Source organism: Rhodoferax sp. GW821-FHT10B06 (genome assembly GCF_059415605.1).
Map to the genome: position 1 here is coordinate 77,808 of NZ_JBWKNO010000010.1, position 26,686 is coordinate 104,493.

26 protein-coding genes are annotated in these 26,686 nt (G+C 62.5%); 10 read left to right on the forward strand and 16 right to left on the reverse strand.

The features are described 5' to 3' along the window. Positions 1 to 124 precede the first annotated feature (124 nt). The 3 genes from AC07O2_RS16390 (at position 125) to AC07O2_RS16400 (ending at position 2,772) form a co-directional block, all read left to right on the forward strand. On the forward strand, positions 125 to 895 hold the full coding sequence (locus tag AC07O2_RS16390) for a DeoR/GlpR family DNA-binding transcription regulator (protein ID WP_495076805.1): 771 nt from the start codon (positions 125 to 127) through the stop codon (positions 893 to 895). Then, positions 892 to 2,385, forward strand: coding sequence for a glycerol kinase GlpK (gene glpK / locus AC07O2_RS16395; protein ID WP_495076806.1), 1,494 nt, complete (start codon positions 892 to 894; stop codon positions 2,383 to 2,385). Before AC07O2_RS16390 ends, glpK begins: the two co-directional genes overlap by 4 nt. 120 nt (positions 2,386 to 2,505) lie before the next feature. Beyond that, positions 2,506 to 2,772: a hypothetical protein gene (locus AC07O2_RS16400; protein WP_495076807.1), complete on the forward strand. Its 267-nt coding sequence runs from the start codon at positions 2,506 to 2,508 to the stop codon at positions 2,770 to 2,772. A gap of 236 nt (positions 2,773 to 3,008) precedes the next feature. Here AC07O2_RS16400 and cadR read toward each other — a convergent pair whose 3' ends face one another. Further along, positions 3,009 to 3,440, reverse strand: coding sequence for a Cd(II)/Pb(II)-responsive transcriptional regulator (gene cadR / locus AC07O2_RS16405; RefSeq protein WP_495076808.1), 432 nt, complete (start codon positions 3,438 to 3,440; stop codon positions 3,009 to 3,011). 78 nt (positions 3,441 to 3,518) lie between these two features. Between cadR and AC07O2_RS16410 the strand changes: the two genes are divergently transcribed. Both AC07O2_RS16410 and AC07O2_RS16415 read left to right on the forward strand, forming a co-directional pair. Continuing rightward, positions 3,519 to 5,780: a heavy metal translocating P-type ATPase gene (locus AC07O2_RS16410; RefSeq protein ID WP_495076809.1), complete on the forward strand. Its 2,262-nt coding sequence runs from the start codon at positions 3,519 to 3,521 to the stop codon at positions 5,778 to 5,780. Positions 5,781 to 5,958: 178 nt separating this feature from the next. Further along, positions 5,959 to 6,297: a hypothetical protein gene (locus AC07O2_RS16415; protein WP_495076810.1), complete on the forward strand. Its 339-nt coding sequence runs from the start codon at positions 5,959 to 5,961 to the stop codon at positions 6,295 to 6,297. A gap of 141 nt (positions 6,298 to 6,438) precedes the next feature. Here the strand turns inward: AC07O2_RS16415 and AC07O2_RS16420 are convergent, their stop codons facing one another. After that, on the reverse strand, positions 6,439 to 7,575 hold the full coding sequence (locus AC07O2_RS16420) for a M14 family metallopeptidase (RefSeq protein ID WP_495076811.1): 1,137 nt from the start codon (positions 7,573 to 7,575) through the stop codon (positions 6,439 to 6,441). Positions 7,576 to 7,612: 37 nt separating this feature from the next. On the opposite strand from AC07O2_RS16420, the gene AC07O2_RS16425 reads away from it, so the two are divergent. Both AC07O2_RS16425 and AC07O2_RS16430 read left to right on the forward strand, forming a co-directional pair. Next, a complete protein-coding gene (locus tag AC07O2_RS16425; RefSeq protein ID WP_495076812.1) occupies positions 7,613 to 8,134 on the forward strand; it encodes a phosphatidylglycerophosphatase A family protein in 522 nt (173 codons plus the stop codon). Then, positions 8,134 to 8,658 carry a CinA family protein gene (locus AC07O2_RS16430; protein WP_495076813.1) on the forward strand — a complete coding sequence of 175 codons (525 nt, stop codon included), beginning with the start codon at positions 8,134 to 8,136 and terminating at the stop codon, positions 8,656 to 8,658. The genes AC07O2_RS16425 and AC07O2_RS16430 overlap by 1 nt, the downstream gene beginning before the upstream one ends. Here the strand turns inward: AC07O2_RS16430 and AC07O2_RS16435 are convergent. From AC07O2_RS16435 to AC07O2_RS16445, 3 genes are all read right to left on the reverse strand, one after another. Then, positions 8,636 to 9,610, reverse strand: coding sequence for a response regulator (locus AC07O2_RS16435; protein ID WP_495076814.1), 975 nt, complete (start codon positions 9,608 to 9,610; stop codon positions 8,636 to 8,638). The genes AC07O2_RS16430 and AC07O2_RS16435 overlap by 23 nt on opposite strands. Before the next feature lie 40 nt (positions 9,611 to 9,650). Beyond that, positions 9,651 to 10,889, reverse strand: a complete 1,239-nt coding sequence (locus AC07O2_RS16440; RefSeq protein WP_495076815.1) for a sensor histidine kinase — start codon at positions 10,887 to 10,889, stop codon at positions 9,651 to 9,653. Between the two features lie 107 nt (positions 10,890 to 10,996). Next, complete coding sequence (locus AC07O2_RS16445; RefSeq protein WP_495076816.1) at positions 10,997 to 12,406, reverse strand: class I SAM-dependent methyltransferase; 1,410 nt, start codon at positions 12,404 to 12,406, stop codon at positions 10,997 to 10,999. A gap of 273 nt (positions 12,407 to 12,679) precedes the next feature. Between AC07O2_RS16445 and AC07O2_RS16450 the strand changes: the two genes are divergently transcribed. Then, complete coding sequence (locus AC07O2_RS16450) at positions 12,680 to 13,165, forward strand: nuclear transport factor 2 family protein (RefSeq protein WP_495076817.1); 486 nt, start codon at positions 12,680 to 12,682, stop codon at positions 13,163 to 13,165. 154 nt (positions 13,166 to 13,319) lie between these two features. Here AC07O2_RS16450 and AC07O2_RS16455 read toward each other — a convergent pair whose 3' ends face one another. Further along, complete coding sequence (locus tag AC07O2_RS16455; protein WP_495076818.1) at positions 13,320 to 14,132, reverse strand: UPF0149 family protein; 813 nt, start codon at positions 14,130 to 14,132, stop codon at positions 13,320 to 13,322. A 63-nt stretch (positions 14,133 to 14,195) separates the two neighbouring features. Between AC07O2_RS16455 and AC07O2_RS16460 the strand changes: the two genes are divergently transcribed. Next, positions 14,196 to 15,854, forward strand: coding sequence for an FMN-binding glutamate synthase family protein (locus AC07O2_RS16460; protein WP_495076819.1), 1,659 nt, complete (start codon positions 14,196 to 14,198; stop codon positions 15,852 to 15,854). Between the two features lie 144 nt (positions 15,855 to 15,998). Here AC07O2_RS16460 and AC07O2_RS16465 read toward each other — a convergent pair whose 3' ends face one another. The 8 genes from AC07O2_RS16465 to argS form a co-directional block, all read right to left on the reverse strand. Continuing rightward, positions 15,999 to 16,421, reverse strand: a complete 423-nt coding sequence (locus tag AC07O2_RS16465; RefSeq protein ID WP_495076820.1) for a putative toxin-antitoxin system toxin component, PIN family — start codon at positions 16,419 to 16,421, stop codon at positions 15,999 to 16,001. Continuing rightward, positions 16,414 to 17,625 (reverse strand): THUMP domain-containing class I SAM-dependent RNA methyltransferase, encoded by a 1,212-nt coding sequence (locus tag AC07O2_RS16470; protein ID WP_495076821.1) that lies wholly within the window; start codon positions 17,623 to 17,625, stop codon positions 16,414 to 16,416. The genes AC07O2_RS16465 and AC07O2_RS16470 overlap by 8 nt, the downstream gene beginning before the upstream one ends. A gap of 105 nt (positions 17,626 to 17,730) precedes the next feature. After that, entirely contained in the window at positions 17,731 to 19,308 is a 1,578-nt protein-coding gene (locus AC07O2_RS16475; protein WP_495076822.1) for an RNA polymerase factor sigma-54, read from the reverse strand. A 7-nt stretch (positions 19,309 to 19,315) separates the two neighbouring features. After that, the gene (gene lptB / locus AC07O2_RS16480) at positions 19,316 to 20,068 is read right to left on the reverse strand and encodes an LPS export ABC transporter ATP-binding protein (protein WP_495076908.1); all 753 of its coding nucleotides are present in this window, start codon (positions 20,066 to 20,068) and stop codon (positions 19,316 to 19,318) included. Between the two features lie 8 nt (positions 20,069 to 20,076). Continuing rightward, complete coding sequence (gene lptA / locus AC07O2_RS16485; protein ID WP_495076823.1) at positions 20,077 to 20,700, reverse strand: lipopolysaccharide transport periplasmic protein LptA; 624 nt, start codon at positions 20,698 to 20,700, stop codon at positions 20,077 to 20,079. A gap of 118 nt (positions 20,701 to 20,818) precedes the next feature. Continuing rightward, the gene (locus tag AC07O2_RS16490) at positions 20,819 to 21,478 is read right to left on the reverse strand and encodes a thiol:disulfide interchange protein DsbA/DsbL (RefSeq protein WP_495076824.1); all 660 of its coding nucleotides are present in this window, start codon (positions 21,476 to 21,478) and stop codon (positions 20,819 to 20,821) included. Positions 21,479 to 21,558: 80 nt separating this feature from the next. Beyond that, the gene (locus tag AC07O2_RS16495) at positions 21,559 to 22,263 is read right to left on the reverse strand and encodes an SPOR domain-containing protein (protein WP_495076825.1); all 705 of its coding nucleotides are present in this window, start codon (positions 22,261 to 22,263) and stop codon (positions 21,559 to 21,561) included. 12 nt (positions 22,264 to 22,275) lie between these two features. Further along, on the reverse strand, positions 22,276 to 23,949 hold the full coding sequence (gene argS, locus AC07O2_RS16500; protein ID WP_495076826.1) for an arginine--tRNA ligase: 1,674 nt from the start codon (positions 23,947 to 23,949) through the stop codon (positions 22,276 to 22,278). 134 nt (positions 23,950 to 24,083) lie between these two features. Between argS and AC07O2_RS16505 the strand changes: the two genes are divergently transcribed. Next, positions 24,084 to 24,395 (forward strand): PsiF family protein, encoded by a 312-nt coding sequence (locus AC07O2_RS16505; protein ID WP_495076827.1) that lies wholly within the window; start codon positions 24,084 to 24,086, stop codon positions 24,393 to 24,395. Between the two features lie 47 nt (positions 24,396 to 24,442). Here AC07O2_RS16505 and AC07O2_RS16510 read toward each other — a convergent pair whose 3' ends face one another. Together AC07O2_RS16510 and AC07O2_RS16515 are read right to left on the reverse strand one after the other, a co-directional pair. Beyond that, the gene (locus tag AC07O2_RS16510) at positions 24,443 to 25,393 is read right to left on the reverse strand and encodes a LysR family transcriptional regulator (protein ID WP_495076828.1); all 951 of its coding nucleotides are present in this window, start codon (positions 25,391 to 25,393) and stop codon (positions 24,443 to 24,445) included. Positions 25,394 to 25,450: 57 nt separating this feature from the next. Then, complete coding sequence (locus AC07O2_RS16515) at positions 25,451 to 26,662, reverse strand: CaiB/BaiF CoA transferase family protein (protein WP_495076829.1); 1,212 nt, start codon at positions 26,660 to 26,662, stop codon at positions 25,451 to 25,453. Between the last annotated feature and the right edge of the window lie 24 nt (positions 26,663 to 26,686).

Here is a 26,686-nt window from a genome sequence, read left to right on the forward strand (position 1 = left end):
CTTGCGTTTTCGAATTTGATGATTATTGTTCGTTTGTGTTTCTTTTTTATCGGTAGCAACCCTTAGAACGTTCTTTGTCTTTCGTTTTAAAGTCAAGCGCTAGTTTTTTCCGAAACGAAACCCCGTGAACCCCAACCCCCGACAACTGCTGCTGCTGCAGGCCGTACAGGCCCAGGGCTCTCTCACCGTAGACCAGCTGGCCGACAAGCTCGGCGTCACGCTGCAAACCGTGCGCCGCGACGTACAGCGCCTGGCCGACGATGGCCTGTTGACCCGCTTCCACGGCGGCGTACGCGTGCCCAGCTCGACGATTGAGAACATTGCCCACCCGCAGCGCGAGAACCTGCACGCCGAAGGCAAGGCCCGCATTGCGCGCGCAGTGGCGGCCGAGGTGCCCAACGACTGTTCGCTGATCCTGAACATTGGCACCACCACCGAGGCGATTGCCAAGGCCCTACTGCAGCACAAAGGGCTGCGCGTCATCACCAACAACCTGAACGTAGCCACCATCCTTAGCGCCAATCCGCAATGTGAAGTCATCATTGCCGGTGGCGTGGTGCGCGGGCGCGACCGCGGCGTGGTGGGTGAAGCTGCTATCGATTTCATACGGCAGTTCAAGGTGGATATTGCGCTGATCGGCATTTCGGCCATTGAAGCCGATGGCACGCTGCGCGACTTCGACTACCGCGAAGTAAAGGTCTCGCAGGCCATCATCAGCCACGCCCGCGAGGTGTGGCTGGCCGCCGACAGCAGCAAATTCAACCGCCCGGCTATGGTGGAAGTGGCCAGCCTGTCGCAGATCGACCGCCTGTTCACCGACGCTCCGGTGCCCGAACCTTTTGCCAACCTGCTGCGCGATGCCCAAGTCCGCTGCCACCTCGCCACACAACCATGACCTACCTGCTCGCCCTGGACCAGGGCACCTCCAGCTCCCGCAGCATCGTCTTCCACGCCGACGGCCACATCGTCAGCCAGGCGCAACTGGAACTGCCTCAAATATTTCCCCAACCCGGCTGGGTCGAGCATGACCCGATGGAAATCTGGCGCACCCAGCTCAGCACCGCCCGCGAAGCCCTGGCAAAGGCAGGGTTGCAGGCAAAGGACATCCGCGCGGTGGGCATCACCAACCAGCGCGAAACGACGGTGGTGTGGAATCGCGCGACCGGCCTGCCCATTCACCATGCCATCGTCTGGCAGGACCGCCGCGCCGAGCCCACCTGCGTGCAGCTGCGCGCCGATGGCCTGGCCGATGTAATCCAACGCAAGACGGGATTGCTGGTCGATGCCTACTTCTCGGGTACCAAGCTGAAATGGCTGCTGGACCATGTGCCCAATGCCCGCGCCCAGGCGGAACGTGGCGAACTGGCCTTTGGCACTATCGACAGCTGGCTGATGTGGCAGCTGACCGAAGGCCAGGTGCACGCCACTGACGTCAGCAACGCATCCCGCACCATGCTGTTCAATGTGCACAGCAACCAATGGGACACCGAGCTGCTGGCCGCGCTGGACATTCCCGCCAGCCTGATGCCCACCGTGAAACCCAGCAGCGCCATCTACGGTGATGTCAGCCCCGCACTGCTGGGCCAGGCCATCCCGATCGGCGGCGTGGCCGGCGACCAGCAGAGCGCACTGTTCGGCCAGGCCTGTTTCAAAGCCGGCATGGCCAAGAACACCTATGGCACGGGCTGCTTCATGCTGATGCACACCGGCACCACCTTCCAGACCTCCCACAACGGCCTGCTCACCACCAGTGCGGCCCAACCCACGGCACAGCCCGAATTCGCCACCGAAGGCAGCGTCTTCGTGGGCGGCGCGGTGGTGCAGTGGCTGCGCGACGGCCTGCATGCCATCCATAACAGCGGCGAGGTACAAAGCCTGGCGCAAAGCGTGCCCGACTCCGGCGGCGTGATGTTCGTGCCGGCCTTCACCGGCCTGGGCGCGCCGTATTGGAAGCCGGATGCGCGCGGCAGCATTACCGGCCTGAGCCGCGGTACGACACTGGCCCACATCGCCCGTGCGGCACTGGAAAGCATTGCCTACCAAAGTGCTGCCCTGCTGCAGGCCATGGGCCGCGACGCGGTACAGGCCGGCGGCACACCCGTGGCCGAACTGCGGGTGGATGGCGGCGCCTGCGTGAACGACTTGCTGATGCAGTTCCAGGCCGACCTACTGGGCATCCCGGTGATACGCCCCGCCGTGACCGAAACCACCGCCTTGGGCGCCGCCTACTTGGCCGGTCTGGCCGTGGGCGTGTACCGTAATACCGAGGAGCTATCCGCGCTGTGGCGCGCCGAGCGGCGCTTCCTGCCCACACTCAGCACCGCACGAGCGACCGAACTGATGGCGCGTTGGGAACACGCCGTACGTCAAACGGTTTTGGAATAAAAACAACAACATGTGATCTAAATCACGATAGAGGGTTAACCCTAGGATTTTCATGGACCGAATCTAGGGTTAACCCTATAATTCACTCCAACGTCAACCCGATGTACAGGAGTAACCACCATGACTACCAATGCTTACCAACTGACCAGTTCCGCAACCGCACCTGCCGTCAGTTCCGCTGCCCGCGAATTCTTCGCCGCCACGTCCAACCTGTTTTCCGCTCTGCACGCCACGCTGTTCAAGACAGCTGCGCCACGTGCCCTGACCGTGTTCGAAGAAGCCGAACAAGTCCGCATGCTGGCCGAAAGCTACGCCGACACCGACCGTGGCTTTGCCGCTGATCTGTTCGCCGCAGCAGACCGCCACGAACTGCAAAACCGCGCCTAAAAAGCTCCTTCGGCTCCGGGTCACCGCTGCCGCGTCCCCTGGCGTAAGGCCTCAAGGCCAAGCCTGGGACATATAGCAAGAACCAAGCCGAAAACCCTATGGTGGGGTTGAACGACCATGCTGGCATTGACCTGCCAGCATGGAAAACACCATCAATTGCTACAATTTGAGTAGCATGCTGCGCACTATCTATCTGCGCCAGCGTCCATTTAGGCACCTATTGACGTGCAGCACTTTCAACCCAGGTGCGTATGCCGTTCGGGCCGGGATTCCACTTCCATCGCCGCCAGGCCCTGCAAGATGCCGCAGGCATCCGAAGCCTGTTCGCTGCTACACCGTTCGCGCAAACCCGCCAGTTGCTGTTTCAGCTGGGTCAGCTCACGTATGCGTTCATCCACATGGGCGATGTGCTGGTCAAACACTGCATTGATGGCGCCGCAGCCCTCGGCTGGCTGATCCGCCAGACGCAGCAAGCTATGGATTTCTTCATGGCTCATGTCCAGCGCGCGGCAGTTGCGGATGAAACGCAGGCGCTCCGCATGCTCCGGCCCGTACACACGGAAGTTGCCCGCCGTGCGCGCCGGCGCGGGCAGCAAGCCTTCCTTCTCGTAGTAGCGCACCGTCTCCACCGTGCACTGGGCCACCTGGGCCAATTCGCCGATTTTCATAAGGCTATCCAAGAATGGGGTTGACTCTATAGTAACTTCAGCTTGTCTAATGGGCGCAACGCTACCCAGAAAGCCCTTATGTCCGCCCACTCACACGACCACGACTCGCATGCGCACCATGACCACACACATGGTCATGCGCATGAGCATGGTCACGACCACGCTGCCAGCAGTTGCTGCGCGCACGATGCGGCGCCCGCACTGGAGCAGCTGCCCCCCCCCGTCAGCAGCGCCCAGGGCAGCACCACCCCGATCCGCATCCTGCAAATGGACTGCCCCACGGAGGAAGCCCTGTTGCGCAAAAAGCTGGGTGGCATGGACGGCGTGACCGGCCTGGAGTTCAACCTCATGCAGCGTGTGCTGACCGTCACGCACGCGCCCAAGGCCATTGACGCCATCCTGGACGCCGTGCGTTCGCTGGGTTTCACCCCCGAATTGGCCGATGCCGCAGCCCCGCCTCCTGCCCCCGAACCCGCCAAACCCTGGTCGCCGCTGGCGCTGGCTGGCATTGCCGCCATCGCCTCCGAGGCCAGCCACTGGGCCGGGCTGCCGGTCTGGGTGCCGGCGCTGCTGGCCATCATGGCCGTGCTGTCCTGCGGGCTGAGCACCTATAAGAAGGGCTGGATCGCCATCCGCAACGGCAACCTCAACATCAACGCCCTGATGAGCATCGCGGTCACCGGCGCGCTGCTGCTGGGCCAGTGGCCCGAAGCCGCCATGGTGATGGTGCTGTTCACCGTGGCCGAATTGATCGAAGCCCGCTCGCTGGACCGTGCGCGCAACGCCATCCAGGGCCTGATGCAACTCGCCCCCGAGCAAGCCACCGTGCAGCAGGCCGATGGCAGCTGGCGCGAGGTAGACGCCAAATCCGTCGCCCTGGGCGCCCAGGTGCGCGTCAAACCCGGTGAGCGCCTGGCGCTGGACGGCCAGATCACCCAAGGCCGCTCCACCATCGACCAGTCGCCCATCACCGGTGAGAGCCTGCCCGTGGACAAGGCCGAGGGCGACGACGTATTTGCCGGCACGGTCAACGCCACCGGCTCGTTTGAATACCGCGTCACCGCCCGCGCCAGCGACAGCACCCTGGCCCGCATACTGCACGCGGTGCAAGCCGCACAGGGCGCACGCGCACCCACCCAGCGCTTTGTGGACCGGTTTGCCCAGGTCTACACCCCCATCGTCTTTGCCCTGGCCGTCGCCGTCGCGGTGCTACCCCCGCTGTTGCTCGGCGGCGACTGGCTGGGCTGGATCTACAAAGCCCTGGTGCTGCTGGTGATCGCCTGCCCCTGCGCGCTGGTGATCTCCACCCCCGTCACCATCGTCAGCGGTCTGGCCGCGGCGGCACGCCTGGGTATTCTGGTCAAGGGCGGCGTGTACCTGGAAGAGGGCCGCAAGCTGGCCTGGCTGGCGCTGGACAAGACCGGCACGCTGACCCACGGCAAACCGGTGCAGACCGACTTTGCCCTGTTAGGCCAAACAACCGAAGCCGACGCACGCAGCCTGGCCGCCAGTCTGGCCACCCGTTCCGACCACCCCGTTTCCCGCGCCGTGGCCCAGGCCGCACAGCGCGACGGCATCGCCCTGCAAACCGTGGACCAGTTTGAAGCCCTGCCCGGGCGCGGCACCCAGGGCCAGATCGCGGGCACACGCTACACACTGGGCAACCACCGCCTGGTGCACGAACAAGGCCTGTGCTCCGATGCGCTCGAAGCCCAGCTCACCGCGCTGGAGTCGCAAGGCAAGACCGCCATCCTGCTGGCCAACACCCAGGGCGTGCTGGCCGTATTCGCCGTGGCCGACACCCTCAAAGACAGCAGTCGCCAGGCCATCCAGGAGCTGAACGCCCTGGGCGTGCGCACCAGCCTGCTGACCGGCGACAACGCCCACACCGCCCGCGCCATCGCCGACCAGGTCGGCATCGCCGAAGCCCACGGCGACCTGCTGCCGCAGGACAAGCTGCAGCGCATCGAGAGCGCATTGACCGAACATAGCCCACAAGGCAAGGTCGGCATGGTGGGCGACGGCATCAACGACGCCCCCGCCCTGGCCCGCGCCGACATAGGCTTCGCCATGGGCGCCGCCGGTACTGGCACGGCCATAGAAACCGCCGACGTAGCCCTGATGGACGACGACCTGCGCAAGCTCCCCCGCTTCGTCCGCCTGTCCCGGTCCACGCACACCCTGCTGGTACAAAACATCGTCCTCGCCCTGGGCATCAAGGCCGTTTTCCTGATGCTCACGCTGATGGGCTCCGGCACCATGTGGATGGCAGTGTTTGCCGACGTGGGGGCCAGCTTGCTGGTGGTGGGGAATGGGTTGAGATTGCTACGGTTTAAATAGCTGCTTGCGTTGGTTGGATATGCGCTGTGACCCATTTTCTTCAAATTTCAGCGCCACGCGCAAACCGTTCGGCCTAAGCTTGTCAAAGGACAGGCCCAGCACTGCCTTTCCCCAAAAAATCGGAGAGATTCAACTTTGCCTCGCTAGTACTGGGCGCTCAGCCCTTTACAGTACCTCCATGAGCACCGCATTCAAAGTCTTCGTCACAATCGTCCTTGCCGCCCTCAGTCTTCTCGCTCTTCTACTTACCGCCTCTGGCAACTGGAAAGCCGCTTCGGGTGCACTCTCCATTCTTGCTGTCGTGGCGTTCTTCGTTGGCATTGGTTGGTTTCACTTCCGATATCCTCTGCCGCCACTCCCGAAGGGTTCTAGCCAATCTTTATGGTCTGAGGTTCGCCGCTTCAAAGAGCATTACCCAGGCTGGCCAAGCAAACTTGTTGCCTACGGACTACCCACACTCTTCGCTCTGGCGATTGTTCCCAGACTATTCGCACTCATAAAAAGTATTGTTGGGTAATTGCACGCAAGAATCTTGCTCCAGTCAAAGTAAGACCTAATCGTCCAAGGAACAGGCTCGCAAAGGCAAAGCGCGCACGTCACACATTGCTACGATTTAAATAGCCTCCAGCGCAGACAACATATGCGCCAGCGACCTTTTCTACCCCCCAACCACCGCCCTGACAGCCGCTAGTACGCTAGCCCCTAACTTACGCGAACGCTCGCCGTTCCAGCCGTGTTCCAGATCCGGCAAGTTCGCGTTGTCCTTGAATGGCATCTCGATCGTAAAGGCCAGGCAGTCGAAGTTTTGGCCGACCCAGTTGGTGGCCAGGCTGAGGTTGGCCTGGCCGGGCGCGGCGCGGGGGTAGCCGACTTCCGTCTGGAAATCCGGGCTGGCGGCCAGCCAGGCGGCTTTGAAGGTGTTTTGCAGGGCCTCGATGCGCGGAGTGAAGCCGGGGTTGGCCTCGGTGCCGACGACGAAGTTATAGGGCAGGTTCTCGTCGCCGTGAGCGTCCAGGAACAGGTCTACGCCCACGGCCTGCATCTTCTGGCGCACATGGAAGACCTCGGGCGAAGTGTCCTGGCTGGGCTTCAGCCATTCACGGTTCAGGTTGGCGCCGGCGGCGTTGGTGCGCAGATTGCCGCGCACGGCGCCGTCGGGATTCATATTGGGCACCACAAAGAATTCGCAGTGCTGCAGCAAGGCCCGGCTGGTGGGGTCCTGGCGGTCCAGCAGACGGTCCAGAAAGCCCTCGACGAACCACTCGGCCATGGTCTCACCGGGGTGCTGGCGGGCGATGAGCCAGACCTTCTTTTTTGGCGTGGCGAATTGCGCATCGTTGACGTGCAGCAGGGTCATGTCGCGGCCCTCAACCGTGGCGCCCAGGCTTTCCACGCGTACCAGCTCGGACGCGGCGGCCCGACCCAGCAGATCCAAATGCCGCTCGTGCGAATAGGGCTCGAAATAGGCGAAGTACATGCGGTTGTGGCTGGGCGTGGTGGCCACGGTCATAACCTGGCCGTCGTACTGCGCGTCCAGGCGAAACCAGTGTTGGCGGTCCACGCTGGCGACGATGCGGTAGCCGTCCCAGCCGGGCGGATAGGCGCTTTGGCCGGCGTTCAAGAACTTCATCACCACCGGCACGCCAGCAGCACCCTGCAGGCAAAAGTAGAACCACTGCGCGTAGGGACTGGCGTTGTCGGGGCGGATGTTCAGCTGGATGTCTTGCGGGTCGGCCAGACTGAGCACCTGGATGGAGCCTCCATCAAACTGGGAGGAGATATGCAATGCGGTCATCCGCGAATGATACGGGGCTGCCGGATAATCGACCGCCATGGATAGCCCTTCTTCCGCGTCGCCCATGCGCCGCCCTACCGCCCGGTTTCTGCTTTCGCATCCCGCCCATTTCATGGCCCTGGGCTTTGGCTCTGGGCTAAGCCCCATCGCCCCCGGCACCGCCGGCACACTGTGGGCCTGGCTGGCGTTTCTGGTGATCCAGCCGCTGCTGACCACGGCACAAATGGGCTGGTTGATTGCCGCGTCTTTTGTGGTGGGCTGGTGGGCTTGCACGGTGTGTGCGCGGCACATGAACGTGGCCGACCCGGGCGCCATCGTCTGGGACGAGGTAGCAGCCTTCTGGCTGGTGCTGTGGCTGGTGATGCCGGTAGGGCTGCTGGGGCAGGCTGTAGCGTTCGGACTGTTTCGCTACTTCGACGCAGCCAAACCCGGGCCGGTGGCCTGGGCCGACCGGGCCTTCAAGGGGCTGAACGCGCGCGGTGGCTTCGGCATCATGTTCGACGACCTGGTGGCGGCCTTTTGCACACTGCTGGTGATTGCAGCCTGGAGGGTTTGGTAATGGATTCGCTATCAAATTCAGAGCTGCCTGCGCAATTAATTCCTGCGCTGGTGGCCGATTTGATGCTGAAAAATAATTGGTTTCTGGCGACGGCTGAAAGCTGTACCGGCGGCATGATTGCCGCCGCCTGCACAGACCTGTCCGGCTCCAGCGCCTGGTTTGACCGGGGTTTTGTGACTTACTCCAACGCTGCCAAGACCGACATGCTGGGTGTGGACGCCGCCCTGATTGCTACGCATGGTGCTGTCAGCGAACCCGTGGCGCGGGCCATGGCGGCGGGTGCACTGGCCCATGCGCGGGCCCAGGTAGCGATTGCCGTGACTGGCGTTGCCGGCCCCACGGGAGGCAGCGTAGAAAAGCCGGTGGGAATGGTGTGGCTGGGCTTTGCCCTGCCAGGCGCGGTGCATACCGAGGTGCAGCATTTCCCTGGCGACCGTGCCGCAGTGCGCGCCGCCACTGTGAACTATGCGCTGCGCCGTGTGGCGCAGCTGCTGCAAGCTCTTACTCCGTCGCAGCCTGGCTGATGCGCTCGATGGCCAAGGCCATCCAGTCCGAAGGCAATGCCGCCGGTGTGCCGCCCACAGCCAAGCGCACGCTCAGGCCCTGACCGCTGACCTGTAGTTGGGCATTGCTGCCCCACCACATCAGCCAGGCCAGCCAGGCCACCAGCGGGCCGGATGGCGGTTCGTGGCTCGGTGCTTCCAGCAACCAGGTGAGTGGATGGCGGCCGTTGAAGACGGCGGTATCACCCTGCAAGCTGATCTGGCCCGGCAGGGCATCGACCAGAGCCTGTAGCGCCTGCGCCGGCGTTTCCAGTACGGCAAACCGCGGCTGCCACTGTGCCAACGCCTGGCCCACGGAGACGCTGCGCTGGGCTTCGTACTGCATCAGCTCCGCATGGTCCATGCTGCGCCAGTCTATGGGCGGCAACATGCAGCCGGCCAGCTCGGCCGCGCGCAGATAGGCTAGCAGGCCAGGCTCGTAGTCGGCATTCAGAAAGCCGGCGCACACCACAGCCAGTTGCGAGATGCGGCTGGCCAGCAGCTGCTGGCGGTGCACCGCCATCTTCTCGCGCAGCAGGTCATCGCGCTCGCAGCGGGTGTCGGACAGCTCCAGCGCATTGCGGATGTCCGCGCGCAGCAGCTCCAGGTCCCAGGGCTTGGTGATGTAGCGGTAGATTTCGCCGGTGTTGATAGCCTCTATGGCCTCGCCCAGCTCGGAGTAGGCGGTGGTCAGCATGCGCACCATGGCCGGATGGTGGTCACGGGCGTAGCGCAGCAGCTCGTTGCCGTGGGCGCCGGGCATGCGCTGGTCGGACACCAGCACGGCAATCTCGTTGCCGCGCGCCTGTAGCACGGCCTTGCCCTCCTCCACGGAAAGCGCGGTCAGCACTGGCGCCATGGGGCTGATCAGGCGTTCAAAATACTTGAGCGCCATGGGTTCGTCGTCTACATACAGAATTTTGTCAGGTCGCATAGCGTGATCTTGCCAGGGTTATCAACAAAAAGGACTAGATTCAGGCATTTTCGGTTGCCAGACCCAGGTCAAAAGCGAATTCGGTCCATACACCGGGCTCGCTGCTGACCCGCAATGCCCCACCGTGGCGCTGCACGATGGCATAGCTCACACTCAAGCCCAAGCCCAGGCCCTTGCCTACGTCTCGGGTGGTGAAGAAAGGTTCAAATACGCGGGCCAGATGCTCAGGCAGGATGCCGGTGCCGTTGTCGCGCACTGTCACCTCCAGCCGGCTGGCGGTGCGCACGGCCCGCACCTCGATACGCGGCGCCTTGCGCGCGGCCTTGTGCAGCGCCAGCGCCGCATTGCCCAGCAGGTTGATCAGCACCCCGATCAAGGCAGGTTCGTCGCCGCGCACATGGGTGTCCATGGGTAGCTCGACCGACACGGCAATGCCTTTGAGCTCGAAACCGGTCAGGCGCAGAGCCGATTGAAGGGCTTTTTCAAACAAAAAGATGCGGCCCGGGTCGTCACCCGGCTTTTGGTAGGCAAAGGTTTTCAGGTCCGAGACGATGCTTTGCACCCGCTGCATGCCCTCCTTGGCATCGCCCAGGCTTTCCTTCAGGTCGGGGCTGTTCACGACTGCGGCATCCATCATGGACATATTCAGCGCCATCAGGCTGTAATTGACTGGGTTATTGACCTCATGCAGCAAGCCCGCCGCCAGCGTGCCCAGGGCAGCCATTTTTTCCTGCTGCATCATGTGGCCCTTAATATCGGCCAGTGCCTGGTTGGTGCTTTGCAGGATGGTGTTTTTTTCCTGGATCTCTTTCTTCAACTGAAAAGAAAGCCAGCGCCAGCGCTCGTTATATAGCGCCAAGGCTATACCGATCAACACGTAAAACGACATGAAGATCATATTGCCCCAAAAGGCATGAAAATTTTGAATTCCGCCAATCCGTGATATACATGCCGCACAATAGACCAGTAACGTCAAAATGCCGGCCAAACCGGCCTCGATTAACGTAATGGGCAGAAAAAAAGCCATGCCGCTCAAAACAAAAGTCAAGCCCACAAAATAAATGGAGGACTCGCCTTCTGTATAAAAGATCATCCAGGCAATCATGACCTGGGGCACACACAGCCAAAAATAGGTGAGTGCCTTGATATTGCGTCTACCCCAGGCAAACTGGTAGCTCATCAGTACCGCGCCGATCAGCAGGCATGCCAGCAACCGGACTTGGGCAAATTCCACGGCATGCAGCGGATAAAACACTGCATCCAGCGACAATCCGGCCATGATCAGGCCCATAGTCATCAAACAGGCCGCCCGGCTATTGAAAATCAAATAGCTGTGCAGCTCTGCCTGGTAATCTTCGTTTTTACGCTTTGTTATGAATTCAAGCATCAATGCCCAATAAGCGCAGGAACTCGAGACTCCACAAATAGATTGACACCTGTGACGTCAGTAAATACTTCAATATCCTTCAAACCGGCTGGCAATATTCTGCGCACATCGTTTTCGTCGCGGTATATCAGATGCCATTCCAAAAAATACTCCATCCAGCGCCGCTCCTGGTTGTTGGAGTGCACATTGGTGAATAATATTTGACCGCCTGCGCGGGTGCGCAAAGCCATATATTTAACCAGACGGGCACACACTTTATCGGTCAGATAATCAAAAAGGCCGGCGCAATACACAAAATCAAACTTGTCTGATTCTTCTATCACTTGGGCCTGGGCCGAGCGTTTGAGCAGCTGGTTTACCGACTCGTGCTGCGTACGCAAGTGCAGCTGCTTGCCGCTGTGCTGCAGGCTTTCCAGTCTTTCACGCGTATAGGCAAGAGTTTCCTCGCTGAAATCCACCAGCACAAACTCTAGTTGGTCGAAATGCGCAGATTGCAGAACCAGGCGCTGGATCTCCTGCGCCGGCCCGCAGCCGATATTCAAAACCCGCATAGGCCGCCCGGCATGCACGGCCTGTTGCGCCAAAGATTCCAGGCGGCTGTACAGAATGTCGATACGGTTGCGATGCGCCTGGGCCACGCCAGCCTGCAGGAACATGAAATTCACCAACTGAAAATAGCTGGTCGGGCCCTGGCGCGGGTCGCCCACGATCTGGTTCACCATCTCGTAATCGCCGGCATAGCCCAAAGGCTTGGAAAAAGTACGGTGCACAAACGGAGCCCGCAAAACCAGCGGGTGGATGGCCGCCTGGGCAAACGCACGGTGCAGGGGCACGGCATCCTCGGGCACCAGGGCTGCTTCGCGGTCAAACCATTCCAAGTACTCGCGGCCCTTGCGCAGTAGCGGCAAGCTCAGTTCCTGGAACACATCCTGCTGCACCCGGCCATCGGGCTCATGCGGCAGGCGGCCCGCCACATCCATCTGGTCCACCCAGCGCGCCACCTCAGCAAAGTAAGCGCGCATCTCGCTGACCACCACCTGGTAATCACGTCGCACATTGAAACGGGATTCCCAGTCCTGGATAAAGAACCCGGCTGCGCTGGCCACGCCAGCCACACCCGGTTGCATCAACACGACATCGTTCCAGGCGTCCATCAAATTCAGCGACACCACCGCCATCAACCCGGTATTCAGCAGACTCACCACCACAGCCTTGCCGGTATAGATACTCTGATGACCGGAACGCACGGTCAGTTCGTGCAAAACCTCGCTGACCTGCATCAGCGAGTCGGGGTTGTACACCTCCAACACCATGGAGCCGCGCTGGTGGCTGATGAGGGTGCCCCGCATAGCCTCGTTATGGCTGTTTCGGAAAGTAATCACCGGGCTGATCGGACTGAGGGACTGCACAAACGGGCACTCTCATGAATTCGGGCTAAAACAGCTGACATATCCTCGCTAAATATTGGCGATGGCGTGTCGGCACCACGGAGCAGGACGCGACTGCAGGTCGGGAGGCTTGCTGAAAGACCGGCATTCTGTCACCTTGGCGAACCCGCTAAAAGGGTTCGCAGCCGCAATATAGACGCTTTGTCGTCAGCCCGTGAATTTGTCCAATGAATTTGCGCTCCATATTACGAAATTCGTTACGCTGCCAAAGTTTTACATAGAGAAGAAATTTTTATGCATGCCCATCAGCACACACTTGAGCGCTTCTACGCTGCCTTCGCCCGCCTGGACGCCGACACCATGGCCAGCTGCTATGCCGAAGATGTGCAGTTCAACGACCCGGTATTTACGCTGCGCGGCCGGCGCGAAGTTGGCGGCATGTGGCGCATGCTGTGCGCCGCCACCCGTAGCAAGGGCTTGGACGTGTGGAAGCTGGAATACCGGGATCTACAAGCCGACGCCACAACCGGCCAGGCGCATTGGGAGGCGCACTACCGCTTCAGCACCACCGGGCGCATGGTGCACAACCGCATCGACGGACGCTTCCGCTTCAATGCGGCCGGCCTGATCACCCAGCACACCGACCAGTTTGATTTCTGGACCTGGTCACGCCAGGCACTGGGCACGCCCGGCCTGCTGCTGGGCTGGACGCCTTTGTTGCGCAACAAGGTACGCCGACTGGCGGCTACGAACCTGGAGAAATTTCTGGCGCAACCGTGAAGCGACACAGCATACGGGCATAACCCACTGCTTCAGCCAGAACGCACACCCCTAGAGATGCCGTGGAACTGGCTTTGCCAGGCCACTGGCATCGCCCCCTTCGAGGGGGTTGGCGGAAGATGCGAAGCACTGCAGCCTGGGGGTGTTCAATAAGCTAGGCGCCGTGGCACTTCTTGTACTTTTTGCCACTACCGCAGGGGCACAGGTCGTTGCGACCGGGGGTAGGTTCCCTACGCACCTGCTCCACGCGTGGGCCGAGTGAGCGCCAGAGTTCGCGCAAGTCATATACCGCCCACATGGCTTCACCAAAGGCCTCCATGCGCGCTTCGGACATGCTGGGTGGCGGCTCTTCACCGCCCTCTTCCTCAGGGCCGAAAGCCGACACCTCGGCCGGGCCGGTGTCGTCCTCGGTCAGGGCCACGATGGCGCTCAGGGCGCCGTCCAGCCACTGCACGGCCTCCTTGTCCTTGGCCGGCGCTTCCCACTCGTCGGGCCAGGCCTCGACTGCAAACATGAAGCCCAATGCCCAGACCTGGCCGAACGAAGGCAGCGGGCCTTCTTCTTCACCGACCAAGGCATCGGCACGCTCTTCGGGGCTGAGTGACAACATCATGGCGCGCACGTCCAGCACCTCGGGGGTGTAGGCACGCTCGTCGGACAGGTTGTTGACATCTTTTTCATCCAGTGCGGCCTTCACCTCGTTCCAGCGACGGTCCCACAGTTCCATGAAGCGTGCACGCTGGGCTTCGTCGGCAAAACTGCCTTCACCGTCTTCGCCGATATCCAGCAGCACCGGAAGATATTCGCTGGCCGGAATGGCTCTGCGGCAGCACACCACGGCGGCCATGAAGCCTTCACAAAACTCCCACTGTGGGGTTTCGTCATAACGCTCGCGCAAGTCCTCCAGAATCAGGTCCAGGGCATCGAAGTCGTCGGGTTGTAAAGGCGCAGCGGTAGGGGCGGTCATGGTGTTCTCGGATAGCAAACCCCAAGTTTAGCCAGTAGCATCGCGCCAGGAGAAAACACCCTTATGCTGGACTATTTGAATTCGATCTACCCCATCCGCTACACCGTGTTCGGCATGTGCATCATGGGTTTGCTGCTCAGCCTGTTCAGCTTGCTCGTGTTCCACACCGGCGCCCTGCCCGGGCTGGTGTTTCTGGGTCTGGTCGGCCTGGGCCTGTATGACCTTCAGCAGACCAAAAAATCGGTGCTGCGCAACTACCCGGTAATAGGCCATATGCGCTACATGCTGGAGTTCGTGCGCCCGGAGATCCGCCAGTATTTCATCGAAGCCGACAACGACGCGACGCCGTTTTCACGATCGCAGCGCGCCCTGGTCTACCAGCGCGCCAAAGGGGATATCGACAAGCGCCCATTCGGCACCCAGCTCGACGTGCTGGCCGAAGGCTATGAGTGGATCAACCATTCCGTATCGCCGACCGAGGTGCCGACCCACGACTTCCGCATCACCATCGGACTGGACAGCCAGACCGGCCTGCAGGCTGACAGCTCCAACTGCACCCAGCCTTATGACGCCAGCGTGTTCAGCATTTCGGCCATGAGTTTTGGGGCCCTGTCGGCCAACGCCATCCTGGCGCTAAACAAGGGCGCGCAGCGCGGGCGCTTTGCGCACGACACCGGCGAGGGTTCGATCTCGGTGCACCACAAGGTGCATGGCGGCGACCTGGTGTGGGAGATTGGCTCGGGCTACTTTGGCTGCCGCAACGACGACGGCACATTCAACCCCGAGCGCTTCGCCGTGAATGCCTGCCAGCCGCAGGTCAAGATGATCGAGCTCAAACTGAGCCAGGGTGCCAAGCCAGGACACGGCGGTGTGCTGCCCGGCCCCAAGGTCAGCGCCGAGATTGCCGAGGCGCGCGGCGTGCCCGAGGGCGTGGACTGCGTGTCACCCTCGGCCCACAGTGCCTTCAACACACCGGTGGAGATGATGCTCTTCATCGCCCGGCTGCGCGAACTCTCGGGCGGCAAGCCCACCGGCTTCAAGCTGTGCATAGGCCACCCCTGGGAATGGTTTGCCATGGTCAAGGCCATGCAAGTCACCGGCATCACCCCCGACTTCATCGTGGTCGATGGTGCCGAAGGCGGCACCGGCGCGGCGCCGCTGGAGTTCACCGACCACGTGGGTGCCCCCCTGCAGGAAGGCCTGCAGCTGGTGCACAACACGCTACGCGGCGTGGGCTTGCGCAGTCGCGTCAAGCTAGGCTGTGCGGGCAAGGTGGTCAGCGCCTTCGATATCGCGCGCATGATGGCGCTGGGCGCCGACTGGTGCAATTCAGCACGCGGCTTCATGTTCGCCCTGGGCTGCCTGCAAGCCCAGTCCTGCCATACCGGCCACTGCCCCACCGGCGTGACCACCCAGGACCCGGTGCGCCAGCAGGCGCTGATCGTGCCCGACAAGGCCGAACGGGTACACCAGTTCCACGAGAACACGCTGAAGGCACTGAAGGAAATGGTGCAAGCCGCCGGCCTGCTGCATCCGAATGAAATCACCGCCCACCACATCGTGCGCCGAGTGAATGAAACCGGGGTCAAGCTGCTAGTGACCATCATGCCGCCCCTGGCCATGAATGCACTGCTGGACCGCGACATCAGCAGCCTACCGAATGTGTTCAAGTTCTACTGGCCGCATGCCAGCGCGGACAGCTTCAAGCTACAAATGGAATAAGTAGGAACACCCCCAGGCTCCACACTTCGTGTTTTCGCCAACCCCCTTGCAGGGGGCGATGCCAGCAGCCCGGCAAAGCCGGTTCTGCGGCATCCCTGGGCTACGCGGCTCGCTGCGCATCGCCCACTCACGTTTTGCTATTTTTTATATAGCTGCTTGCACAGATACTTCGTGCGCTAGCAGGCGTTTTTTCATACACAGCACGGCCTTGTCCTTGCTCAGCAACAGGGCGCGATGGGCCACAGCGAGGTCGATGAAACACTGGTCGTCCGGATCTTTGCAGACTAGTTGGACGCGCGGCGCCACCTCTACCAGCGTGGTGTGGCGGTCAAACGCGGCCAGCACGTCGGCAGCGGTCAGCTGGTAGAACGCCAACTTGGGCACCAGGTGGGCGTAGTCCAGCACCCGCTCCAACTCATTGCGCATGTGCTGGGTTGCCAGCCAGCGCAGCTGGCCCGCCTCCAGCGCGGGTTTCAGCGGCTTGGCCACCTTGTCGTCGAACAAAAAGATGTCCAGCACGATGTTGGTGTCCAGCACCGCGTTGCGCACTGGCTGCGGCTCAGACATCCTTGGGAGCGTCCGCACCACGACGGGCCGAACCAGCGACCATGTCGAAACGGAACAGGCGGCATTCGATGGGGCCGTTCCACATGGGTACGCGGCGCGACTCTTTGAGGCGCATCTTGCCGGGCAGCTTGAGGTCGGGCGTCAGCATCCAGGCGGTCCAGCCGGCATAGTTACGCTTCCAATGGGTGGCCAGTTGGGGGAAGAAGTCGGCGCTGCCGTCCTCGGTCTGTGCGGCTTCGCGCCGGCCCGCGACACCTGCCACCTCAATCCGCTCGCCGTAGGGCGGGTTCAGCAACATCACGCCGGATTCGGCCGGTGGCATGCGCTGCAAGGCGTCGCCGCCACGGAACTCGACCACGCCACTGACGCCCGCGCGCTCGGCGTTGCGGGTGGCAAAATCGACCATGCGGAAGGCCACATCGCTACCGAAGATCTGCGTCTCGGGCTCATGCTCGGCGGCGTGGGCCTGCTCCTGGATGGCGCTCCACACATGGGGCTGGAAGGGCAACAGCTTCGCAAAGCCAAAGCGGCGCAGGCTGCCGGGCGCAATATTGCAGGCGATCTGCGCGGCCTCGATGGCAATGGTGCCGCTGCCGCAGCAGGGGTCGTACAGGGGCGTAGTGCCATCCCAGCCGCTGGCGGCGATCATGGCGGCGGCCAGCGTCTCTTTCAGCGGCGCGTCGCCCTTGTCTTCACGCCAGCCGCGCTTGAACAGCGCGTCGCCCGAGGTGTCAATGTAGATGGTGGCGCGCTCGGTGGTCAGGTGCAGGTAGATGCGCACATCGGGCCATTGCACGTTGACATCGGGGCGCACGCCGGTCTTGAAGCGGAAGCGGTCGGCCACCGCGTCCTTCACTTTCAGCGCGGCGAAGTTCAGCGAATTGAGCGGGCTGTGCTGCGCCGTGACTTCGATCTTGAAGCTTTGCTTGGGCGTGAACCAGATCTCCCAGGCCACGTTGCTGGCGGCTTCGTACAGGTCTTTTTCGCTGCGGTATTCGGTGTTGGACAGCTCGATCAGCACGCGCTGCGCCAGGCGGCTGTGCAGGTTCAAGCGCATCGCGTCACGCCAGGAGGAGCGCACCAGCGTTCCGCCCCGCATCACCCGCAGGTCTTCGCCCTGCAGGCCGGTAATACCGTGCACCTCTTCGGCCAGCAGCTCTTCCACGCCGGCGGCGCAGGGTAAGAATAATTGGAGTTGGTTCATATCGTTATTTCCATGGTGTCACGCTACGCTGCTTGGGGCAAGCGGGGCGAAGCTCTTTCCTCCAGCTGCGGCATACCGTGCACGCGGCCTGGGGGAGAGCATGTTCTACAGCGCTTTGCGCAGGTTCGTAGGGGCAATGCGCAGCGCTTCGCGGTACTTGGCCACGGTGCGGCGCGCGCATTCAATGCCCTGCTCTTTCAGCATGTCGGACAGCTGGCTGTCGCTGAGCGGCTTCTTCGGGTCTTCGGACGAAACAAACTGCTTGATCAGCGCGCGCACCGCCGTGCTGGACGCATTGCCGCCGGTCTCGGTGCCCAGGGACGAGCCGAAGAAATACTTCAGCTCGAAGGTGCCGTAGGGCGTGGCCATGTATTTGGCGGTGGTCACGCGGCTGATGGTGGACTCGTGCAGTCCCAACTCGTCGGCGATCTCGCGCAGCACCAGGGGACGCATGGCCAGTGCGCCGTGGCTGAAGAAGTTCTTCTGCCGCTCCACGATGGCGTTGCTGACCCGCAAGATGGTGTCAAAGCGCTGCTGGATGTTCTTGATGAACCAGCGCGCCTCCTGCAGACGCTGCTGCAGCGCGGCGTTGTTCGATGAATCCTTGCCGCCGCCCTTGTGCTGGCGCAGCGCATTGGCGTAGATGTCGTGCACGCGCAGGCGCGGCATGACCTCGGCATTCAGCTGCACCCGGAAGCGGGCCTGGGCGCCACGCCCGACCTTGACCACGATCACGTCGGGCACCACGATGTTGCGCTCCACATCGACAAAGCGCCGCCCCGGCTTGGGCTCCAGCCGGGCGATCAGCGCCATGGCAGCCTTGATATCGGTCTCGGTGGCGCGGCACAGCTGGGCCAGGCGCTTCACGTCGCGCCGGGCCAGCAGGTCCATGGACTGGCGGCAGATGCGCATGGCCACCTTGCGCGCCGGGTCATCGCCCAGCACGGGCTGCAAACCCTCCAGCTGCAGCAACAGGCATTCACCCAGATGCCGCGCGCCCACGCCCGCCGGCTCCAGGCTTTGCAGCAGGCTCAGGGCCACGGTAAAGCGGTGTACCAGCTCTTCCACGGCCTCGGCGTCGTCGCCCGCCAGACCACGCGCCAGGGTTTCGAAATCGTCTTCCAGGTAGCCGTCGTCGTTCAGCGATTCGATCAAAAAGCGCAGCGCGGCCTGGTCTACCTCGCCCAGCCGCAGGGCCAAGGCCTGGCGGTGCAGAAAGCTGGTCAGCGACTCCTGGTTGCGGGCCAGCTCGGTGGCGTCCATCTCGCCGTCTTCACCCAGGTTGTTCTGGCGCGCCGGGGCATCGCCACCCCATTCGCTGTCGTCGGGTTTGATCTCGGAAGTGCCATCGCCATCCCAGCTGGTGTCGTCACCGCCAGTTAAAGGGGATTCAGCATCATTTGGGGCTTCTGCGCTGGATTCACTTGCGTATTCAGCTACAGAACTTGTAGCAATTTCAGCCTCGCGCTCCCCTGTGCTGACCGGCGTGTCGGACTGGGCCAGGCCGAACTCCTCACGTGCAGCCTCGTCCATATTGCGTTCCAGAAACGGGTTGTCGTCCAGCATCTGGTCCACTTCCTGGCTCAGTTCCAGGGTGGACAGTTGCAGCAGGCGGATGGACTGCTGCAGCTGGGGCGTCAGCGCCAGATGCTGTGAAACGCGTAGGGATAAGCCTTGCTTCATCGGAGCATCACATCTTGAAATGTTCGCCGAGGTAGACGCGACGCACATCGGCGTTGTCCACGATCTCGGACGGCGTACCCTCGGCCAGCACATTGCCGTCGCTGATGATGTAGGCGTGGTCGCAAATGCCCAGCGTTTCGCGCACATTGTGGTCGGTGATCAGCACGCCGATGCCACGCGACTTCAGGAAGCCGATGATGCGCTGGATCTCGATCACCGCAATCGGGTCGATACCGGCGAAAGGCTCGTCCAGCAAAATGAAACGCGGCTGGGTGGCCAGGGCACGGGCGATTTCCACGCGGCGGCGCTCGCCACCAGACAGGGCCATGGCCGACGAATCACGCAAATGCTCCACCCGCAAATCCTGCAGCAGCGCCGTCAGGCGCTTTTCGATCTCGGCACGGGTGAGGGACTTGCCGGCCTCGTCGTGCTGCAGTTCCAGCACGGCGCGCACATTTTCTTCCACCGTGAGCTTGCGGAAAATCGAGGCTTCCTGGGGCAGATAGCTCAGGCCCAGGCGCGAACGCCGGTGGATAGGCATGTGTTCCACCGACTGGCCATCGATGGAAATATGGCCGCCATCGGCCCGCACCAGGCCCACGATCATGTAGAAGGAAGTGGTTTTGCCCGCGCCGTTGGGGCCCAACAAACCGACCACCTCGCCTTTTTTGACGGCCAGCGTCACGTCTTTCACGACCTTGCGCTTGCCGTAGGCTTTTTGCAGATGGCGCGCCTCCAGGCGGCTTTCTCCCGACTCCACCACCGCCGTCACTTCTTCACGCCCTCCAGCGTGGTGGTGGGACGCAGCACCGGAGCTGGCCCTGCAGGCGCCGTGCCGCTAGCGGCCGACGCCGCAGCCTTGGGTGTCAACATGGCGCGTACGCGGCCATTCTGGCCACCGGGATTGCTGCCGGCTGTGCCACTGTCCACGGTGAATACATCGGTGGTGTTGTCGTAGACGATCAGTTCGCCGGTGATTTCGTCATTCACCTTGCTGCCGACCAGGCGACGCAAAATGGCCCGCTTGATAAAACGCACGTTGTCCAGCTTGCTGCTGTACTCGATGGTTTCGCCCTCGCCTTCTATGTATTCGTCCAGGCCGTCGCGTTTTTGCTTGAAATACGCTAGCTTGCCCGGCTCCGCCGTCACCACGCCGAACTGGTTGCCCTCGGCATCCTGGCGCACATCGACGCGGGCGCCACGGATGATGATGGTGCCCTTGGTCATCACCACCTTGCCGGTAAAGACATTGGTCTGCTTCAGATCGTCATAACGCGCCGCGTCCGCCTCGATATTCATAGGCTTGAGTTTGTCGGCTTTTTCCGCATGGGCCGCTCCGCCTAGGCCGACGAAACAAACCACGAGCAGTGAGAGTAGGGTGTTGATTTTCATAGAGGCACGAATCTTGCAATTCATTGTAACGGCCCCTCACCCCGAGTTGGACGTAGCCAGAAAAAAGCCCGCTGACGCGGGCTTTTTCATCTCTCCGACCTTGCCGGCCATGCCGGGATCAGGCTTTCTTGCGCTGCTCAGCCACCAGATATTCCACGATGGTCAGTGCACGCGGCATGCTCTGCGCCTGACTGCCGTCGGTGTAGAACTTGCCGGCCACGCCCAGAGCGGGCACGCCCGCGACCTGGTAGGCCTGCTGCAGCTGGGACGCCTTGCGCACCTTGGTGCTGACGCCAAAAGACTGGTACGTCTCGGTGAACTTGGTCTTGTCCAGACCCTGCTTCACGGCCCAGGCGATCACCAGATCATCTTTGTCCAGCCGCTGATGCTCCACATGGATAGCGTTGAACACCTTGCCATGCAGGGCGTCCAGTTGGCCCAGAGCCTCCAGCGTGTAGTACAGCTTTTGCGGCGGGATGAAGCTGTCCTGGAAGTTCACCGGCACACGCTTGAAGGAAATATCCTTGGGCAGGCGCTTGAGCCACTCCACCAGGGTGGGCTCAAACGCATTGCAATGCGGGCAGGCGTACCAGAAGAACTCGATCACCTCGACCTTGCCGGCTGGGGCTTCCGTAGCGACTGGCTTGTCCAGCACCAGGTAATCCGTGCCCGCCACAGGCGGCTTGCCCTGCGCCAGGGCGCTACCGGTATGGCCTACGGCCAGCGTGGAACCAGCCAGCACACCCGCTGAAGCCAGCGAAAACTCACGACGTTTCATTGCAAATCACTCCTTGTGGGGGGTCGGATCGGTGCCGAGCGCAAAAGTTCAGCGCGCGGCACCAGCTTCAAGAGAACTGGTCAGCGCTGTACGCGCACCAGGGTGGTTTCGCTACCGGCACTTTCCAGCCGGTCCTTGGCATGCTCGGCATCGTCGCGCTTGGCATACGGGCCCATGCGCACACGGTAGACGGTGCGGCCGGACTGCTCGCGCTCGGTAACCTTGGCTTCCATGCCCATCATGGCCAGCTTGGCACGCTGGGCCTCGGCATCTTCGGGCGTACGGTAGGCACCTGCCTGCACGAAGTACTCAAACGGCTCGGCTGTGGGTGCCAGCGCAGGCGCCGTGGCCACGGTGGCCGACGCAGCCGCCTTGGCTTTGACCTTGGCCAGATCACCCAGCGGGTCGGCCGAGGCTGCGGCCGACGGCTTGGCATCCGGCTTCACCGCAACGGCCGCCGGTGGCGTGGGCACCACGGCCGGAGTCGCCGCTGGCGCCGGTGGCGGCACCACCAGCGGAGCCGCAGCATCCACCGCGCCGGATGCCGCGGGCGCCGCAGAGCGCACCGGATTTTTACCGTGCAAGGGGGTATTCGGATCCCAGTCCTTGTTTTTCTGGCTTTCGACCGCATCGTGGTCGGCGCCATTGGCCTGGGTCTTGCCATTCATGAACGGCACCGGCACCTTGGTGACATAGACCGCCACCGCCAGCGCCGAGCCCAGGCCGACCACCACCCCGATGATGAAACCCAGGATGGTGCCGCCGCTTTGCTTTTGTTTAGTCATGCTTGCTGTCAATTACATTTTTTCCGGAGCATCCACGCCCAGTACTGCCAAGCCATTGTGCAATACCTGCGCGCAGGCGGCGACCAGGGCCAGGCGGGCCAGCTTGAGCGGCTCGTCGTCCACCAGCACGCGCTCGGCGTCATAGTAGCTATGCAGGTTGGCGGCCAGCTCGCGCAGGTAGAAAGTCACGTCATGCGGGGCAAAACCTTCGGTAGCGGCTGTCAGCATCTCGGGGTACTTGGCCAGCTGCAGCATCAGCGTCTGGGCCTGCGGCACCAGCAAGCTGGACAGGTCCACGCCCTGCAGCGACGCCACATCGCCACCCCAATCGCGCAGCATCTTGCAGATGCGGGCGTGTGCGTACTGCACGTAGTACACCGGGTTGTCGTTGTTCTTGGCCAGCGCCAAATCGATGTCAAAGGTGTATTCGGTATCGGGCTTGCGGCTCAGCAGGAAGAAGCGCACCGCGTCCTTGCTGGTCCAGTCGATCACGTCGCGCAGCGTCACATAGCTGCCAGCGCGCTTGGAGATCTTCACCTCTTCGCCGCCGCGCACCACCCGCACCATGGTGTGCAGCACGTAGTCGGGGTAGCCCTGGGGAATGCCCACATTCGCCGCCTGCAGGCCGGCGCGCACCCGGGCGATGGTGCCGTGGTGATCGGTGCCCTGGATGTTCACCACCTTGGTGAAGCCTCGCTCCCATTTGGCGATGTGGTAGGCCACGTCGGGCACAAAGTAGGTGTAGCTGCCATCGGTCTTCCGCATCACGCGGTTCTTGTCGTCGCCGTAGTCGGTAGACTGCAGCCACAGCGCGCCGTCTTGCTCGTAGGTCTTGCCGGCTTCCTGCAGGCGTTTGACGGTGGCGTCCACCCGGCCACTGGTGTATAGGCTGGACTCCAGGTAGAAGTTGTCAAACTTCACCTGGAAGGCTTGCAAATCCAGGTCCTGCTCGCGGCGCAGATAGGCCACGGCGAATTCGCGAATGGAGTCCAGGTCATCCACCTTGCCCGAGGCCGTGACTTCGCGGTCGTCAGCCTTGACGGTCTTGCCGGCCAGGAAGTCCTGCGCGATATCACCGATGTAGTCGCCGTTGTAGGCGGCTTCGGGCCACTCGGCGTCGCCCGGCTTGAAGCCTTTGGCGCGCATCTGCGTGCTGGTCGCCAGGGTGCCGATCTGCACGCCAGCGTCGTTGTAATAGAACTCGCGGTACACGTCCCAGCCCTGGGTGGCGTACAGATTGCAGATGGCATCGCCCAGCGCTGCCTGGCGGCCATGACCGACATGCAGCGGGCCGGTGGGGTTGGCCGAGACGAATTCCACCAGGATGTGCTGGTTGTTGCTGGGCTGCACGCCGAAGCTGGCAGCAGCGGACAGCACCTCGCGCACCACTTCCTGCTTGGCAGCGGGCTTGAGCTTGATGTTGATGAAGCCCGGGCCGGCGATGTCGATGGCCTCGACCCATTTTTCGAACGCCGGCTGCTCCAGCAGGGCCACGCGCAGGTTTTCACCTAACTGGCGCGGGTTCAGCTTGAGCGGCTTGGCCAGCTGCATGGCGGCGGTGCAGGCGAAATCGCCGTGTGCGGCCACTTTGGGGGACTCGAACGCAGCTTTGGCGCCAGCGCCGGGGGCAATTTTTTCCAGCCCGACGGCCAGCGCCGCGAGCAATTCGTGTTTGACTGAGAGCATGGCCGGATTTTACCGGGGGGTGCCCACCCCTCGCGTCATCCGGCTTGCGCATTGCGGCGTTATGGGTTGCAATCCAGTCGTCTTCGGACCTTGCGCACAGGATTTACCCCACAACCTCTTCTTCTGGAGCCTGCATGAAACAACTATTACCTCTCGTCGCCGCCCTGGGTCTGACTCTGTCTATGGGCCTGGTCCACGCTGCCGACAAGGAGCCCACGCCCCAGCAAGCCAAGATGTCGGCCTGCAGCAAAGAAGCCAAGGGCAAAAAAGGCGATGAATACAAGGCTGCCGTAAAAGCCTGCCTGAGCGCCGATGCACCTGCAGCCGCAGCAGATGCCAAGCCCACGCAACAGGAAAAAATGAAGACCTGCAACGCCGACGCCAAGACCAAGGCACTGAAGGGCGACGAGCGCAAGAAGTTCATGAGTGAATGTCTGAAGGGTTGAACCTCCGCCCTCCCCGTCAAAACCCGGTTCGCCGGGTTTTTGTGTTTTTAAGCCCGTCCGCTGCGATCCGCACTCGTCCAGAAGCCCGGTTGGCTGTAGTGCAGCTTCAAAAAGTCGATCCACAGCCGCACCCGTAGCGGCAGGTGCTTGCGCTGCGTGAACACCGCGTAGATGCCATTCGGCGGCGCAGCAAAGGCGTCCAGCACCGACACCAGCTGGCCGCTGGCAATCTCGGCCTCCACCTCCCAGGTGCTGCGCCAGGCAATGCCATAGCCGGCCAGGCACCAGTCATGCAAGACCTGGCCGTCGCTGCAGGCCAGCGGACCGCTGGGCTTGGTGTAGAAAAGCTCAACCGCATCCTTGTCGCCGCCCGCCGCCGGCAGCTGAAAGGCCCAGCCGCGGGTTTGCGACGACTCGCTGGACAAGGCCAGGCAGGCAAAGCGCGCCAACTCACTGGGGTGCTGCGGCGTCCCAAAGCGCTGCAGAAAAGCGGGTGTGGCCACGCACAGGCGGCGGTTATCGGCCAGGCGCATGCTGACCAGGTTGGAGTCGGGCAGGTCGCCCACGCGAACCGCGCAGTCAAAGCCCTCGCCGCCCAGGTCCACCACGCGGTCGCTGAGGTTCAGCGACACCGTCACCTCGGGGTGCCGCTCGCGGAACCAGGGCACCAGCGGCGCCACATGGCGGCGGCCAAAACCCGCCGGCGCGGTAATGCGCAAATGCCCACTGGCCTTGACGCCGCCTGCCGACACACTAGCCTCGGCATTCGCCAGGTCGCCCAGCACGCGCTGACAATCTTCCAGAAAGGCCGTACCTTCGTGCGTCAGGCTGATGCGCCGGGTGGTACGCAGCAGCAGCTTGACGCCCAGCCGCTCCTCCAGCGCGTCCAGCCGGCGGCCAATGATGGCCGGGGCCACACCCTCGGCCTGGGCCGCCGCCGTCAGGCTGCCGCGCGCCACGACGGCAACAAAGGTTTCCAGGGTTTTGAGGCGGTCCATCGGTCCAAAAATTTAAAGAAAACAAGGCTCCAGCGCAGGTAATACCTGCGCAAGCAGCTATTTATTCAATAGCATCAAGGCAGAAATCTCGGCCTCGCCGTAGCCCAGCCCGCGCAGCAGCTCGGCGCTATGCTCGCCCAGCTTGGGTGGGTTCAGGCGCACACCGGGGCGCTGGCCGTCCAGCGTCAGCGGCAGCAGCACGGTCTGGCTGGCACGGCCATCGGGTAGCTCCATGGGCGCCAGTCCGCCGGTGGCCAGCAGATGCGGGTCATCCAGCAGATCCTGCGGGCGGGTGATGGGCGCGTAGGGCAGCGCGTGCTTTTCAAACACCTCGGCGATATGCGCCGCGCTGAACGGCGCCATGCGCTCGCGCAGGATGGGCATCATCCATTCGCGGGCACGCACACGGTCGTTGCTGGACTTCAGGCGCTCGTCGGCAAACAGGTCGGCAAAGCCAAACACCTCGCAGAACACGGCCCAGGCCGAGTTGCTGACCACGGCCAGAAAGATCTGCTCGCCATCCTTGACCTTGAACACGTCGTAAATCGCCCAGGGCGACAGGCGCTCAGGCATGGGCGCGGCGGGCTTGCCAGTCACGGCGTACTGCATCATGTGCTGGGCCACCAGGAAGACGTTGTTTTCGAACAGCGCGCTTTGCACCTCCTGGCCCAGGCCGGTTTTCTCACGTTGCGCCAGGGCCGCCATGGCCCCGATGGCGCCAAACATGCCGCCCATGATGTCGTTCACGCTGGTGCCGGCGCGCAGCGGGTCGCCGGAGCGACCGGTCATATAGGCCAGGCCGCCCATCATCTGCACCACCTCGTCCAGCGCCGTGCGGTGCTCGTAGGGGCCGGGCAGAAAGCCTTTGTGGCTGATGTAGATCAGGCGCGGGTTCAGCGTCTTCAGGCTGGCGTAGTCCAGCCCCAGCTTTTGCATGGTGCCGGGCTTGAAGTTCTCGCTCACTATGTCGGCCGTGGCGATCAGACGCAGCACCGCCTCCTTGCCTTCAGGTGTCTGCAGGTCCAACGCCAGGCTTTTCTTGTTGCGGTTGAACAGCGCGAAGAAACCAGCCCCGGCACCCAGCAGCTGGCGCGTGGCATCGCCCTCGCGGCCATGGCCAATGGACTCGACCTTGATCACCTCGGCCCCCAAGTCCCCCAGCACCAGGCCGCAGGTGGGGCCCATGACCATGTGGGTGAATTCGACGACGCGCAGGCCGGCGTAGGGTAGTGCGGGCGCCGGGTTTTCTTCATTGTGGACAGCGGACATGCAGGTTTTTCCCAGGATTGGTGA